The 16,558-nt window shown below is 70.4% G+C and carries 3 protein-coding genes and 1 pseudogene; all 4 read right to left on the bottom strand.

The annotated features are described in order from the left end of the window. Nucleotides 1–12,563: pseudogene (locus OC490_RS47665) on the bottom strand (hypothetical protein); the annotation flags it as partial. An 18-nt stretch (nt 12,564–12,581) separates the two neighbouring features. Next, nucleotides 12,582–12,941, bottom strand: coding sequence for a hypothetical protein (locus OC490_RS47660; protein WP_262064315.1), 360 nt, complete (start codon nt 12,939–12,941; stop codon nt 12,582–12,584). A gap of 7 nt (nt 12,942–12,948) precedes the next feature. Further along, the gene (locus tag OC490_RS47655; RefSeq protein WP_262064314.1) at nt 12,949–13,398 is read right to left on the bottom strand and encodes a YbaB/EbfC family nucleoid-associated protein; all 450 of its coding nucleotides are present in this window, start codon (nt 13,396–13,398) and stop codon (nt 12,949–12,951) included. Nucleotides 13,399–13,438: 40 nt separating this feature from the next. Next, nucleotides 13,439–16,489, bottom strand: coding sequence for an AAWKG family protein (locus tag OC490_RS47650; RefSeq protein ID WP_262064313.1), 3,051 nt, complete (start codon nt 16,487–16,489; stop codon nt 13,439–13,441). Nucleotides 16,490–16,558 lie beyond the last annotated feature (69 nt).

Raw genomic sequence — 16,558 nt, 5'->3', positions numbered from 1 at the left:
CGCCAGTGGGTCGTGAACTCCACTGGATCGGAAGGCTCGTTGGAGCGCTGCGCCGAGGTCGTCTGAACGGCCTGCGTGACGGTCGTCGCGTCGCTGGCCTGGTTGTGCGTGAGGGAGACCGTGACCGACGCGTCCACCGCCCGCACCGCGAGCGGCGCCGCGATCGGCCACGAACCGGTCCACGGCACCTGGAAGGTCCGATACGTCCCCGACGGCTGACTGGAGAAGTTCTCCCGCGTCCCGAACCCACGCCGCTCGACATGCTTGTCCGGGTCCCGCGTGTCGAAACGCCCCTGCCGCAACGACTCCCGGGCCTCGGACAACGTCAACTGCACGTCGACCGTACGATCACGCCCGTCCACCCGGACGGTGACGCGATACCCGCCGTTCGAGCGCAGATACGGCAGTTGAAGCGCGAGGCTCTCCCGGCTCAACACGTCCCGCACCTGCTCACGCACCGACTCGGGCACGTCATCGGAATACCCGAGCACCTCGTAGACCTGACCGTGCAACCCGTCGATCACCTCGTCGGAGAACGGCTCCGCGTACACCAACCCGACCGTGCCGTCCGGGAGCGAGCCGTAGGACGTCACATACGTCGACGGGTGTTGGACCCGCGGGGGCGGTGGGACTGCCGGGGCGTTGGAGGTGGGCCAGGTGAGAGCGCTGTCCGCGGGGATGGGGGTGGTGTCGGGGTCCTGGACAGGACCGCCCTCGAACTGGCCTGTGTGGTCGTGGAGTTGAGGGCCCGCGGAGGTGACGTTCTCGATGGTGCGGAGGTAGCGGCGGGGAATGTGCACCGGGGCCTGGGTGTCGGCCATCAGACCGGTGGTGCGGACGGTGGTGCTGTTGGGGTGGTTGCGCAACAGGAAGTCGTTGTCGCGCTGCTCGTCCGGCAGGCCGAGATAGTGCAGGGCTTCGTGGAGGAGGTCCGCGTCGGAGTGGCCCAGGTCCAGGTGGAGTTGATCGGCGCGGGCCGGATCGGTGGTGTCGGTAAGGGTGATCGCCTCGGGGTGGGACGGGTCGTCGATCAGATTGAGGGTGACGTGCAGCTGGTCACCTGAACTCGGCAACGCCAAGCCGGAGTTGAGATGCGTGTCCAGCAAACGCGTGATGCGCTCCTGGAGTTGAGCAGTGTGGGCCGGATCGGTCGTGGCGACCGGGAGGTTGAGCGTGTAGTCCCGGACCCACTGACCGTTGGGCGCCTGGATACGACGGACACTCGTACGCACAAGCGTCGTCGCACCGCTGAGCACCCCCGGGCGCGGCGGGCCGGACTGGTCCGCGTGCGGATCGAACCGCTCCGTGCTGTGCACCGCAGGACGGGCATACGCACGCAGCCCGAACCAGGTGTCCTTGGGGGCAGGGTCGGCGACACGGGACGCGGGCCGGTCGGCGGCGGCATCGCGGGTCGGCGCGGGACGGTAACGGCCGCTCGGCTGAACGCTGTTGGCGTCCTCCGGACCCCGGGGCGCGTTCGACGGAGTGATGGCCGGCGTGTCGCCGTCGGTGGGGGCTGTCGGGTCGACGATGAGGATGTCGGCGTCGGTCGCGCTGTAGTGGTTGAGGTTGGTGTAGTGGACCTCGATGACCCGGGTGGCGGTGGCCGGTCCCATGAGGGTGACGGTGGCGGTGTTGGCCGCCGGACCCGGCCGCAGTACCTCCACGGCCAGGTCCAGGGTGTCCGCCAGCAGCGGGAGGAACAACTCGGCCTGGTCGCTCTCGTATCTCTGGGACCAGTTCTCGACGGCGTCCACCGCGTGGGCCAGTTCGTCGTCGGTGAACTGTGCGGCGCTCTCGGTGTAACCGTCCCCGAGCAGCGTGCGGAGCTGTGCGTCGGAGAGGTCGTCCAAGGTGGGCAGCCGACCGGTGTCGCGCAGATACGCGAACATGTCCCGGACGCCGGGCTGCGCCGGGCCGGACGCGCTGTCCGCGCTCAGCGCCTCGATGTACCGCGTGTTGAGATCGTCCAGCTGCTCCGGCGCCGTCACCCCTTCGATGCCGTACTCGCCGAGGGTGTTGAGGAGTTCGGGTCGGCTCATGGTCGCCGTGCGCTTCGCGAACCAACCCACGAGCGCCTGCCGTACCTGGACCACCACCTCGCGCGGCAACGGGCGCGTGCTGCGCGCCTCGAACAGCCGTTGATCGGCGAGGGTGCGCAGCCGGTCCGCCGCGATCATCAGATGGTGGCCAGCCTGGGGCATCGGGGAGGTCCCCGCCTCCCAGTGGGTGAACTCGTCCAGTCCGGCGCGGACTTGGCTCGGCCGGCTGAGCCAGTCGTAGGTCTCCGGGGCCTCGTTGCGCAGTCCGGGAAGGGTGTCGCGGACCCGCTGCGGGTCGGTGCCGATGAACGTGTAGAGCATGCAACGGCCGTCGCCGCGGGTGTCGACCGCGTTCCCTCGGGCCCGCCGCCTTTGGAAGGCCGGGGGCTGGGACGCGATGCGGTGGGGCGATGTGTGGTCCGTGTGGTCCGTGTGGTCCGTGTCGTCCTGGGCCTTGCCCTTGCCCTTGGCTTCGGTTTTGGCCGGGGTGAGGGTGTCCGTGTCCGCCGGTGCGCTGTGCAGGTCGGCGGACGTACTGCCGCTGCCCTCACCCGAGTTGCCGCCGAGGATCCCGAACGTGGCGGTGCTGCCGACCAGGGCGTCGAACGCGCTGTCCTGTTCGGAGGTGGTGGCGATGATCGGGTCCGTAATGACCGGATCGGTGACCGGATCGGTGATCGGATCGGTGGTGGTCTCGGCCGAAAGTGCGTCGCCCCCCGTGGTCTCGTTCCCGTTGGCGGCGATGTCCCCGTCACCGGCGGGGCGCGTGTCACCGGCGGGCGGTGTGTTGCCGGTGGACGGGCCCGCCGTGCGGGGGCGGCCCGAGCCCGGCCAGCGCGGGGCGACGGAGGCCAGCGTCGAGTGTGAGGTGGGGAGCGTCGAGGGGCCGGCGGCCAGCACCGGGCCGGTCGCCATGGGCAGCGCCGTCTCCGCCGCCGTCCGGCGGGCCGCGGCGTCGTCGCGCCTGCCGAGGGCGTTGCCGATCCGGTCGTCGATCTCGCGGAGCACCTGCTCCGCCTGATCGTGGGTCTCGCGTGTGTCCTCGTGGGCCCGGGCCGCGTCCTGGGCGCGCCCGCGAGCCGTGTCGGCCTCCGTGCGCAGGGTACCGGCCGTGTCCCGGACGCCCGGGAGCTGCGCCCGCGCCTCCCGCAGGGTGTCCTCGTCCCGCGCCAGCCCGGCCTCGGTGTCCTTGAGCGCGGCACGATCCCGCACCAGTCCGGCCCGCACCTCTGCGCGATCGGCGTCCAACTTGCCGACCTGGGCGGTGACTTCGTCGATCTGCTGCTGGAGACGGGGGTCCACTGCGGGGGCGGGGGCGGCGGTGTCGTCTCCGACCGGCGGTCCTACGACCGTGTCGGGCGCGGTCGGTTCCTGCGTCGCCGCATCCGTCGCCGCGTCCTGCGTGACCGTATCCGGCGTCGTGCCGTCGACCGTCGTAGCGCCGTCCGTGCCGACCGTGCCATCAGTAGCGAGCGGACCGCCCGGCACCGGGGCGTTCTCCGTGCCGCCCGTGCCGGAGGCCGTCGGCGTCGGGGCCGCGGCGGCGCGGGTGGTGAGGTCGGTCAGGCCGCGGCGGGCGGTCTTGAGCTGGGCGGTGAGACGTATCTCCGCGCGCTCGCCCGTGGAGATCGCGTCGCGGAGCGGGCCGATCGTGCCGCGGGCGTCGGAGATCCCGCCGACCAGGGTGCCGATGCGGCCGGTGAGATCGTGGAGGTGCTGTTCGGCCTGGTCCGCCTGCTGCTCGGCGGTGGTCGCGGCCGTGTCGGTCAGATCGGCCTCGGCCGCCGCGTCCCTCAGTTCGGCGGCTGCCTCGTCCAGGGCGACCTGCGCGTCGCCTCGCAGGCCCCGCTGCAGTTCCTCGTCGTGGAGCGCCGCGGCGTGGTCGTGCTCGGCCCGGTCGAACACGGCGGCGGCGTTCTCGAAGTCCGTCCATGCCTGGTCCAGGGCCGCGACTCCGGTGGTGGAGCCCGGTGCGGCATCCGCCGTCCCCGGCCCGGTGAGCGTGCCGTCCGGGTCGAAGGACCAGATGCGCAGGCCCTCGGGGCCCCGGGTGACCAGTTCCACCGGGTGGCCGTGGGCCCGGGCCACCCGCGAGGCGCCGTAGAGGGCGAGGGTCAGGCGGGAGCCGTCCGGATCGGGGCCGGTGGCCACCCAGAACTGGTATCCCTGGTCCGTGCGGTCGACGCCCCTGGTCAGGGCGGGCACCACGTCCCGCAGCGGTGTCGTCGCCCAGTTCTCCGGTTGGGTCCCGGTGCCCTCGGTGAGCAGGGCGGGGAGGTCGTAGACGTGGGGTACCGGACGGGGGTCGGTGATGCCGTGGCCGAGGGCGTCGCGCTCCTCGACGCGGATCGTGGCCGTACCGGTGACATGGCGGACGCCGTCGGGGCCGGAGACCTCGATGTGGACGTCGGCGCGGACCTCGTAGCTGCGGGTGCCGCGGCCGTCGGCGGGCAGGCTGGTGCTGCCGGTCTTGAGCCAGTCGCGGCGCCCGCCGGAGACGGCGCTGCCGAAGTTGCTTGCGTGCACGGGCCGTTGGAGCAGCGGCGGGGTCGCGCCGAGGAGGTTGCGGTCGGGGTCGTCGGCGCTCGCGACGAACGGCAGGGACAGCCCGGTGGTGGTGTCGCCGCCGGAGACCGTGCTGCTGTTCTCCGAGCTGATCCGCAGCCGGTCGAGGGTCACGTCGCCGCCGTCGGTGACCACCCTCGGCCGGTACAACGAGACGGTGAGGGTGGGCCGTTGGTCCGGGGCGTCGCGGAACGGGAACGCGCCCGGCATCGTCGGCAGCATGCCACCGACCTGACGGGGCGTGTCCAGGGAGAGCGTGCCGGCCTGGATGAGTTCGCCGAGCCGTACCGACGCGTTCTCGTCGGAGGTCGAGGCCGGCAGGGAGCGCCAGCCGCTGCCGGTGGTCGGGGCCACCTGGTCGAGGGCGGTGTACAGCTGGCTCCAGGCGTCGAAGCCGTAGACCGGGACGTTGCCGGTCGGGTGGAACAGGTCCGCGTCTCTCAACGCGGAGGTTCCGTCGGTCAGTTGGCGGGGGTCGACCCGGGACAGCGAGGGCGGCGGGGGCGGGGGCAGCGCGGGTCGGCCGTTCGTCTCGCTGCCGGTGAAGCGCAGGCTCACCCGGGCCGGTACCCGTACCTGGCCGCCGAGTTCGCCGGTGAGCGTGCGGCTCAGCCAGGAGCGGGTCGGCGCGTCGGCGTCGTCCCAGGCGATGACCCCGCGCTGCACCAGCGCGCCCAGCACGTTGGGCGGCCAGTCGACGACCATCGTGGAGCGGACCGTGGCGACCAACTCGTAGTCCAGGTCGTCGAAGTCGGCGGCGCTGTCGGTGCGCAGCCAGTACCGGTCCTCGGCGGTGCGTCCCTGCTTGGCGACCTTGCTGGAGGAGGTGGCCAGGCTCGCGGAGGGGCCGAGGCGGTCCGTGCGCTCGTCGGCGTCGGGGCGGGTGAAGCGGGCCGTCGGGTTGAAGGCGAAGCGGTGCTGCCGGCTGTCCGAGAGGGAGAGCGAGCGGCCGTCCGCCGTGTGCGAACCCCACTGCTCGATACCGGACTTGTCGCCCGGCACCGCGGTGCCCCGGATACCGCCCCGGCCCGCGCGGTTGCTCGTGGGGCGTGCCGAGAACGTCACCTCGACGAGCGCCGAACCGCCGAACCGGTGGTGCCGGAAACTGAACCTGGCCTGTCCTCCGCCGCGCCCGATCAGTGCGCGTTTCCCGGCGACACCGGTGTTGTCGGCGATCAGCGCGGCGACGCCGGGCAGGTAGGAGGCGTGGCCGGGGGTGGTCACGCCGGGGGCGTACCGGTCCACCAACTGCCGTACGTCGTTCTGGAGTCGGGAGCGCTGCTCGGCCTGCGGGGTCGGCGTCGGGCCGGTCCCCGGGTCGGAGAGTTCGGTGACCGAGTTGACGGTGGCCAGGCCGAGGGTGCCGTCGCGGACGTAGCGCTCGGGCAGTGGCGGGCTCGTCTGTCCGATCGTGGACGGGGCGGGCAGTTGCGGGGTGACGGCGCCCATCCACCGTGCGTCACGCCGGAGTTGACTTTCCGTCATCAGGAACTGGAGTCCGCGCGGCACGTCCACGGCGAGCCTGACGGTCTCTCCGGGCCCGAACCCGAGGGAGTTGGCGAACACGTTGCGGTGTCCGGACCGTACGGTGATCACGTAGGTGACGTCGGCCGTGATCCGGTGCTGGAGGCCGGACTGGGTGGGTGTCCGGTTGGTGGCGGTGGTGCTGGTGAGGGTGTCGGGCTTGTCGCTCTTGCGGTCGTACTGGTAGCGGCCCGACGGGTTGAAGCGGGACGGCGTGGGTGCCGGGGTGGCGGGCTGCCCGTCCACGGGGGCGGGGGCCGGCGGGTTGTTCTGGGTGGCCGAGCCGCCGAGGCCGAACTGGTGTGTCTTGCTGAGGCCCTTGAGCTGCTGCGCCGTGTCGGCGGCGGAGATGCCGGTCTCCAGGTACTGGTTCACGCTCTGTGTGTGGCGGGGCGTGTGGGCGACGGCCTCGATCTCGATCGCGAGCTGGCCGTCGGCACCGAGCCCGGGCAGCGTCAGTCCCTCCACCACATAGGTGCCGCTGAAGATCTGGTGTCCCCGGCCGATCAGCGCACCGGGCGAGAGCGCGGTGGTCCGGGACTCGGCGCTCACCGTGGTGGTGTCGGCGAACGGACTGCCGACCAGCGAACTGCTCAGGAACCCGGTGACATCGCCCACCAGCCGGGAGACCCGTCCGGGTGGAACGGCGGGAGCGGTGCCGTTGCCGTCACCGGCGTCGGGACGGGCATGGGCTCCGGTGACGATCTGGCGGAAGGCGTCCTGCAGCGCCGCCGAACCGCGCACCACGTCGATCAGCGCGTCGTCCGGGACACGGACCACGTCCGGGTGCGGGTGCGGCTGCCCGTCGTCGCCCGTGACCGTCATGGCCAGCCGCGCGGTGTCCTGCGGCCGGACCTGACGCACGGTGTACGGCTCACCGGCCGGCGCGGGCTCCGCGGCGTCCACGGTCCGCCCGTGCGGTACGGCCAGCCGGACCGTGCCCGCGACACCCGGCGCGCCGGCGGCCTCCACGTCGTCCGCGGGGCGTGGCCCGGGCAGCGCCTCGCCGAACCGGGTCACCGGTTCCTGGCCCGGGCCCTCGTACAGGTCGAGCGTGATGCGGGCCGGTATCGCGAACTCGTGGGTGTCCTGCCCGCTGGCGATGAAGAACTGGTCGTGGCCGAGCGTGCTGCCAGTGGTGTTGCCGAGTGTGGCCTGGCCGACGTACTGGTAGTCGCCGGTACCGCTCAGGGTCCAGGTGCCCCCGTGCGGGGTGGGCCCGTTGAGCCCGCCGCCGACACCGAGGCCGCCGCCGTAGGTGTTGCCGAGCCGCGCGGTGCCGCCGCCCCCGCCCTGCGCCAGGCCCATGACCTGGATGTCGGGCAGCACCGTGCGGTGCGTCGGCTGCTCGCCCGCGATGTGCTGGGCGCCCAGTTCCAGCCGTACCCGGCGGCGCCCGGTGATCGCGGGGATCTCCAGGAACAGCGAGTGGCCGCCGTCCACCATGGAGTCCGTCGCCGCGCGCAGCCCGAGCGGGGAACGCAGCTCCCGCAGCCGCCGCAGATTGTTCAACTGGGCCTGCACGAGCTTCTCGTCGGGCAGTCGGCTCCGCTGCGGCGCGGTTCCCTCCGCCGGTGGCGCCGGGGGCAGGAAGCCGTTGTCCCGCAGCCAGGTCTCCGCGTCCGCGAACAGCGTCTCCGCACCGTCCACACCGAGCGGCGCGGTGGACTGTCCGATCGACTCCAGTGTCGCCAGCTCGTGCGGCAGCGCGCGGACCTCGTCCGGCGTCGGTGCGTGGCCCCGGGCGTCCGCGTCGCTGAGCACCCGCAGATCGAGCGCGTGGGTCCAACTCCCGGGCGTGTAGGTGGAGATGGTGCCGTCGGGCCGGATCAGGGTGAGGGTGTACTCGACGTCGGCCTCGGTCAGCAGATGGCTGCGGTTGGTGCGGACCGCGTGCATCGTGCCCGCGACGGAACTGGTCCCGAACGCGTTCTGCGCGGCGAGGGAGGCGGTGCCCTTGGCGTTGACGGTGCCGCCGATGCCGTGGGAGGCGTCCGGGTGCCCCGCGCGATGGTCGGTCGTGAAGGTCGGGCCGATACTGCCGGCGAGGGTCACCCCGCTGTTGAACGTCGTGTTCTGGTCGTTCTTGACCACGTTGACGACATGGCTCTCAAGGTTGATCTTCTTGTCGAGGCTCTTCGCCACCGGGGTGTTCCGGGTGACCCGCGCGTCCAGCCGCATCATGCCGACCGCACGTCCGTGCGCGTCGGTGAGCACCGGCGAGTACAGCCCGCCCTCGACCTGCATCGGCAGCGTGCCCCGCAGGATCGGTTCGCCCAGGAAATCCGCGAGTTGGGCCGACGACTCCTCGTCCAGGTCGTCCCGGAAATTCTCCGCGGCACCCTCGTACAACCGCCGCGGATTCAGCACCGAGTCCACGCCGTAGATGGGCAGTTGCCGGAGTTCGGCGGGCACGGGCAGTGCCTGCCCGTGATCCCGGTCGGCGTCCACGAGGTGCTGCGGGAACCAGACGGTGACCGACCCGTGCTGCTCGGCCGGACTCCAGTCGTGCACGGGATCGGGGTCCGCGACGACAACTGCCGTATCGGTTCCGTCAGTTGCGTCCGTTACGTCCGTATCGCCTACGTCCGTGATCGCGGCCGGCGCGTCGACGCGCACCTGCCAGTTGTCGGTGAAGTCGTAGGCGCGGGACGGCTCGTTGCTGCGCTGGGCGCTGGTGGTCTGCACGACCTGGGTGACGGTGGAGGAGCCGTCCGCCTGGTTGTGGGTGATGGTCGCGGACAGCGCGATGTCCACCCCGCGGACCGCGCCCGCCGCCCCGACCGGCACCGAGAGGGTCCACGGCACCGGAAGCGTCGAGAACGTGCCGGACGGCTGCGCGGAGACGATCTCCCGGGTGCCCTGCCCGCGCCGCTCCACATGCTTGTCGGGATCGCTCGTGTCGAGCGCGCCCTGCCGCGCGGACGGCCGCCTGTTGTCGAGCGTCAGCCGTACGTCCACCTCCCGGCGGACGCCGTCGACGTCCAACACGATCCGGTGACCGCCCAGGCTGCGCAGATACGGCATGTTCTGCGTCAACTGCCGCTCCGACAGCACGTCCCGGAGTTGCGCGTGCACGGCGTCGTCCGGGCCCGGGTTCGGCCTGCCGAGCGCGGTGAGCACCTGACGGTGCAGCCCGTCGACCAGGTCCGGCGAGAACGGCTCCATCATGACCAGACCCACCTGGCCGTCGTGCCGCTGCCCGTAGCCACCCAGGTAGGAGGTAGGGCGTCCACCGCCGGCCATCACCTCGGTCGGCGTGGTGGTGTCGCCCTCCGGAGTGGTCAGGGTGATGTCCGGAACCGGCAGGACCGCGGGGACGGTCTCGGTCTCCGTCGGTTCGGTGTGCGTCGGATCGGTGTGCGTCGGATCGGTGTCCAGCGCGTCCGTGTCCTGGGACGCCGTCAGGGGCGTGGACATGGTGGCCACCGGGGTCGGTACGGTGTGGGCCGCGTCGACGGTAGAGGTGGTGGGCGGGGCGGGCGGGTCCGCGCCCAACGCACCCTTGACCGGTCCCCGCGGACCGGCACCGGTGCCCCGGTGGTCGTCGGCGGGGTCGCCGACCAGCGTGCCGATCAGCGCGAGGTGACGGGGCCTCAGCCCACCGGACGGGTACGCCGGGTCCGACGCGGGCGTGAACAGCGTCGGGTCGCCCATGAGACTGGCCGTACCGCCGCGGTGCGGGGCGGACGAGTCGAAGCCGCTTTCGTCGCGGAGTCCGAGTTGGTGGCCGACCTCGTGGGCCAGGTCGGAGTCGGAGATGTCGGCCGGCCATGAGTGATGGGTGGCCTGGGTGCCGTCCGCCGGGTCGGTGAGCGTGACGTCGAGATGCGCCGTCTCACCGGGAGCGGCCGGCACGACGGTGACGTGCAGCCGGCTCCCGTCCCCCAGCCGGTGGCCCGGGGTGTTGAACACCCGCTGCACACCGTCCGTCAGCCGCTGCTGGACGCCGTCGACCTGTGGCCCCAGCACAGGGTTGCCGGTGAGCCGGTAGGTGACGGTGAGATCGGTGACCGGCTCACCGCCGTGGCTGAACCGCCGCACGGCGAAACCGGCCCGCACGACGTACTGGGTCCGCGTACCGTCCGCCCCGAGCGGCCGGGAGACCGGATCGACCCAGGTGTGGCTGCGCTCCGAGGGCGTCGCCCCGGCCCGCGAGTCCGCGTAACTGCCGGGTTCCGGGGCCGTGTTGGGCGACACGGAGGGAGTGAGAACCACGGGTTCCGGGGCGGGGGCGGGGGCGGGCGTGTTGTCCGGCACCGGGTCGGACGAGAGATCCGAGGAGGTGTGCACGGGCTCCGGCGGCGGAGTGACGGTACCGGAGTGGGACTGCGGGGCCGTCTCCGCCGCGGGATCGCTGTCCGGCACCGAACTGGTCGTGGGCGGCGCGCTGTTGCTGGTGGTGGTGACCGGCGTGGGGAGGTCGGTGCCGGTGTCGGTGTGGGTGTCGCCGGGGGTGGGATCGGTGCTGGTGGTCGTATCGGTACCGGTGCTGGTCGTCGTGTCCGGACCGCTGTTGCTGTCGACGCCGGAATCGGAGGAGGTGGAGTCGATTCCGTGCGTGGTGTCCGTGCCGTCGGCGGTACTGGTGGTGCCGTTGCCGTCGGACGTCGTGTTCTCCGGGCGCCCCGTTGTCGTCGTACGCGGGTTGCCACCGGAGTTCGAGGACGTACCGGAACCGGACGCCGGGTTACCCGAGTTCGTACCGCTCTGGGTGGGCACACCGGACCCGGTCGTGTTCGTGTTCGTACCTGTGCTCGGGCCCGTGCTCGTACTCGGCGGCACGACGCCGGTGTTGGGCCCACTCGCGACCGGCGCGACCGGAACGTCCGTCGATGACACCGGAGTTGAGGGGTCCGAGGTGTCGCCCTGCTGACCGGTGTCACCCTGCTGACCGGTCTCCTGCGCCCCGTCGGTACCGCCCGCATCGACCTGTTCCGGTGTCCTCGTGGGCGTACTGGACGAAGAACCGCTGCCACCGGACGAACTCGTCGTGGTGTGCGGGATGTTGCTCTGCGGGTCTCCCCCGTCGACCTTCACCTCGTCGAGGTGGGTGTCGGTGTCGGTGAGGTCCGTGTCGAGGTCGGTGGAGCGCGGCGGTGCGGTGTTCGTGGAGGTGCGCTGGGGGGTGTTGACCGTCGAGGAACTGCCGTTGTTCGAGGTCGTGTTGACGGAGCCGGGGCCCGTCGTGGCGGTCGGGTTGTCGTCGGTGGTGGACGGGTTCGACGACGGGTTGTTCTTCGAGGAGCCGGTGTCCGTGTCGGAGTCGGACTCGTTCGGGATGTTCGCGGTGCCCAGGGTGTTCACCGGCACCGGGGTGTTGAAGTTGAACTTGCTGCCCAACGCGCCCGCGCCCTGCCCCAGATGGCGTTCGCTGACCGAGCTGAGCCCGCTGCCCAGGAAGGTGTTCAGGGGGTCGATGGGGAAGCCGAAGATGGACGCCGTGGCGATCTCGCCGAGCGTCTCCGCACCGCCTTCGGTGACGAAGTGCTCGAAGTCCTCGCCGAGTTCGTGCTTCAGCTTGTCGCCGAAGGTCTTCGGCTTCGGTGTGGGCGTCGGGGTCGGCGTGAGGTGCGGGTTCGGTGTCGGGGTGGGCGTGGTCTTCGGGTTCGGCGTGGGGGTCGGCTTCGGTTTGGGCTTGGTGTTGATGTCGGGGTTGTCGAACTTCTTGTTGAACTTCGCCCCGTTGCCGCTGATGTCCTTGAACGGGTTGTGACCGCCGAAGATGTTCTTCAGGCTCTTCTTCAGACCCTTGCCGAGGTCGGTGAGCAGGCCGTGGAACAGGCCGGTGAAGGCGCCGAAGACACCGTCCTGGACGATCTGCGACCAGTCGAAGCTGTTGGGACGGCGGCCCTTGGGCGCGCCCAGCATCATGGCCAGCCGTACCGCGAAGGTGGTGAACGCCTCTTCGATCGCCTCGGTGAGGCTCGGCAGCAGATGCGTCTTCTTCAGCAGCCAGTCCATCAGCGTGAGGATGGCGACCCTGCTGCGAGCCTTCGCCACCGCGGCCTGGCTGGAGGCGGAGCCGCCCGTGAAGGCGGACAGCACCGCGATGACCATCAACTCGATGAGCAGGCGCACCAGTTCGGCGATGATCTGCCACTTGGACTCCATGATGTCCATGGAGGACTTGGTGCGGGACTGCCCGATGCCGTCGAGCTGGTCGGCGAATTCCTTCAGGTAGTTGACGCCGTCGGTGTCGAGGAACATGTGCATCGCCCGCACATAGTTGTTCCCGACCTGCGGCGGCAGCGCGCGCCCGACCCCTCCGGCGGTCTGCTCGATCAGGTCCGAGAGGTCACGCATACGCCGGCCCAGCCGCTCGTACGGCTTGCCGTTGGCGTAGGCCATGTCCTCGTCGGCCTGGAGGAGCTTCTCGCCGATGAGCACGAACAGGAGGTTGTTCAGCTGGGGCGTCGCGTGGATGGTCATCAGGGGCGGTCCGCCGCGTCAGTGCTTTCCGTTGTGCGAACCACTGTTGGTGTCGCCCGTGTTCGAGTCGTGGATGGCGTCCAGTACGCCGTTCTGGGTGCCCAGCACGCTCTTGAGGTTGGTGAGGGTGCCGTCGCCGATACTGACGATGGCCTCGGAGAGGGACGAGCCGGTGTCGACGGAACCCTCCCGCTGTTGTTTCTCCTGCGGCCGCATCTGCTTCGCGAAGTCGTCGTCGTTTCCGGGCCAGCCGGAGGTGGACGACACATCGGTGATGAACTCGTTGATCATCTCGTTGGCCAGCCGGCTGATCTGCTCGATCTGCCGGGTACCGGCGATGAGCGCCGCCGGGCTGGCGGAGTAGGCGTTCGACGACATCGTCTTCTCAGTCCTCCGGGTCTTCGCTGATCTCGTCGCGGAGCCGGCCGGCTCCGCGCCGTCGGCCGCCCTTGGGGCCCTCCAGGACACCTGGCCCGAAGATCTTGTTCCAGTCCACGTCGAAGCCGGCGATCTCGGGTGCCTCGGGGTTGGCCTGGGTGAAGGGCTCGAAGGTGGCCATGACGTGCCGGGCCATCCGGGCCCGGGCCTCCTGCACCGCCTCCAGCACGCTCGCGGCGAGCTGACCGGCGGGCATGGTGCGGTACTTGTCGTCCAGGAAGGTCAGCGCGCGCAGGTCGCCCTGCGCGCTGACGGTCACCTCGACCGCGCGGTCCGCGGAGCGCACCGTGCTCTCGGCGTGGGCGAGTTCGCTCTCGGCGCGGGCCACCGCGGCCTCGGTGGCCTCCAGTTCGGCCATCGCCTTGGCCAGCCGCTGCTCGATCGACTCACTGCTCATCCGGCACCTCGTGTGCTGTTCCGGACGGAACGTCCCGCGTTCATCGGCCGATCACCGCCGGCGAACCGCCCTCGTCCGTGCCCCAGACGTCCTCGTCCTCGGTGAGCCACGCGTCCCGGGCCCGGTCGCCGCTCTCCGTGGAGCGGCCGTTCTGGCCGGCGCCGTTGTTGCCGGGACCGCCCACCGGGTACGGGGCGCTGGACGTGGTGGGCCGGGTCAGCACGATGTCCTCGTCCTCGTCCACGGATGCGGCCCGGTTGTTCCGGCCGCGCCGGGTGGCGGTGTTGGACGGGTCGGTGAGGACGGCCCGGGTGCGCTCGGTGTTGCCGCCCTGCCCGCCGCCTCCGCCTCCCATTCCGCCGCCCATGCCTCCCATGCCGCCCATCCCCATCGGGTTGAGCGGGGTGCCGCCCGACGCGCTCTGCCCATCGGTGGAGGCGGCGGCGAGGGTGCTGGAGTCGAGGGCGTCGGAGCGCAGCGCGCCGCCGGTATAGGGGGTGCTGTCGTAGTCGTCGTAGCCGCTGTCGAGGCCCGAATCCAGGCCGCCGCCGGTCGTGTTGAGGCTGCCGCCGCCGAGGCCGCCGCCGTTGAGGCCGGTCGTGGTCGTGTTCAGGCCGCTCGTGTCGAGGCCGCTGCCGTTGTTCAGCCCGCTCGTGTCGATGTTGCTGCCGTTGAGGTTGCTGGTGTCGATCGAGGACGAGGGGAGGCCGGTGCCGTCGATGTCGGTGGTGGTCGTGTGGCCCGACGGGTCGGTGGTGGTGAGCTGGCCGGTGTCCGGGTTGAGGGTCTGGACGGAGCCGTCCGGGAACTTCGTGGTGAGCGTGCCGTCGTTGTTGAGCGTGGTGGTGGAGCCGTCCGGGTTGGTGAAGGAGTCGCCCGGGTTGAGGTGCGTGGTGGTGACGTGGCCCGAGGGGTCGGTGACGGAGATCTGACCGGTGTCCGGGTTGAGCGTCTCGGTGGAGCCGTCCGGGAAATGCGTGGTCAGCGAGCCGTCGGCGTTGAGCTGGGCGGTCGAGCCGTCCGGGGTGGTGAAGGAGCCGGTGGTCGGGTTGAGCTGCGACAGCGAGGTGGTGCCGTCCGGGTTGAGCGTGCTGACCTGGCCGGTGGTCGGGTCGAGGGTCTGGCTCGTGCCGTCCGGGAACTTCGTGGTGAGGGTGCCGTCGTCGTTCAGGGTGGTGGTCGAGCCGTCCGGGTTGGTGATGGTGCTGCCCGGGTTGAGCTGGGAGACCGAGGTGGTGCCGTCCGGGTTGGTGGTGGTGACCAGGCCGGTCGACGGGTCGATGGTCTGGGTGGAGCCGTCCGGGAACGTCGTGGTGAGTGTGCCGTCGCCGTTGAGCTGGGTGGTGCCCCCGGTCGGGGAGTTCAACGTGGTCGAACCGTCTTTGGTGGAGTTGTTGCCGTTGTTCAGGAGCGACGGGCCGAGGGTGTTCAGCGCGGCGTTGGCGAGGTCGCTGTTGTTGAGGTCGTCGAGACCGCTGCCGACGTTGTTCAGGCTGTTGCCGAGATCGTCGTTCAGGTTGTTGAGGCTCGAATTCAGGCCGTCACCAATGTTGTTGAGGCCGTCGTTCAGGTTGGTGCTGAGGTTCGTGCCGAAGTTGTTGAGGCCGTCGCCGATGTCGTTGAGATTGTTGTTCAGGCCGTCGCCGAGGTTGTTGAGGTTGTCCCCCAGGTTGTTGAGGTTGTCGTTCACGTTGTCGTTGAGGTTGTTCAGGTTGTCGCCGAGGTTGTTGAGGTTGTCCCCGAGGTTGTTCAGGTTGTCGTTGAGCTTGTCGTTGGCTTCGTTCGCCTTGTCCTCGGCGATCTCGTTCTCCTCCTTCTGGAGGACCTCGGAGAGCGTCTCGTTGTTCTTGTTCTTGACCTCCTGGGCGAAGGCGTCCTCGACATCGGCCCAGGCGTTCTTCACATTGCTGAGCGCGTCGATGGACGGCTGCTTGAGCTTGGAGTCCGCGTGGTCCGACCAGCTCTTGACGGCGGCGTCGGCGACCTTCTGCCAGGTGGTCTTCTGGGTGAGGTCGCCGTACTCGGGGACGGTCTGCTTGAACCCGTCGGTGGTCGAGTAGGTCGTGACGGCGCTCTCGCCGGCGACGGTGGTCTCCTCCAGCACGTGATTGATGTTGTTGTTGATGACCCACTGACTGATGCCGTCGAGGATCTTCTTCACGTGGTAGTGCGGGTCGTGCTGGCCGTCCGACGCCCAGTCGGTCCACGCGGCCTGCAGGGCGGTGATCGCGTTCTTCAGCGCGAGTTGCGCGGCGGCCAGTGCGTCGCTCAGCTTCGACTTCGGGACGTAGCCGCCGAGGGTGCTGTTGGTCGCCGTGTAGTCGCTGCCGCCCAACTGGGAGACGTAGCCGTCGTAGTTGGTCTTCAGCTCGTCCAGCAGATGCCAGAAGAGACTGGCCGCCTTGCCCTTCCAGGCCGCCTGGTCCTCGCCGAGCGAGGTCATCCACTGGTTCACGATGTCCGAGTGGTCCTTGAAGAACTGCACCACCCGGTCGAAGGACTGCCCGGTGGTCTCGAAGGAGAGCATGTCGACGGCGTTGGCGTCGACGACCGACAGTCCGCTGTACGAGAAGCCCTGCGTCGAGTACGGCGACGCCAGGATGTGGTCGAGGACCAGCTTGCTGCCCGAGATGTACTGGGCCATCGGCCCCGAGTCCCACTGGACGTGCGAGTACGAGCCCTCGAACGCGCCGCCGCCGACGATGTCCCCGCCGCTCCAGAGCGTGGCGCGGCCGTTCGCGTCGACGGTGACGCCGATCATCACGATCCGCGCCTTCTTCATCTCCACGCTGCTGTGCGCGCCGTCCCCGCCGGCGTCGTAGAAGGCCAGGTCGTAGTCCTCGCCACTGTTGACGTGCCAGCCGCCGATCGCCGAGTAGTCGGCCGCGGTCACCGACCTCATGGACATGCCCTGGATGTCCATCCGGAACAGCTTGAGGTTGCCGAAGGAGTCGTCGTTCGAGCTGCTGAGCTTGGTGAACAGGCTCGACCGGGTCGGGATCGTATAGCCGGTGAAGTCGGTGACGGCCTGGGCGAAGTAGTCGTCCGGGTCGTAGGTGGGGGACCCGGAGGAAGGAGTGCTGTCGGCCATGGGGCGGAACTCCGCTGCTGGGAATGTGGGGGCGAGGACGGGGAGGGAGCGGGGTGCGAGGGCGGGGCC

The sequence above is a fragment of the Streptomyces sp. STR69 genome (genome assembly GCF_024519455.1).
Classification (GTDB): Bacteria; Actinomycetota; Actinomycetes; order Streptomycetales; family Streptomycetaceae; genus Streptomyces.
This window is presented reverse-complemented; position numbering and strand designations above follow the sequence as displayed.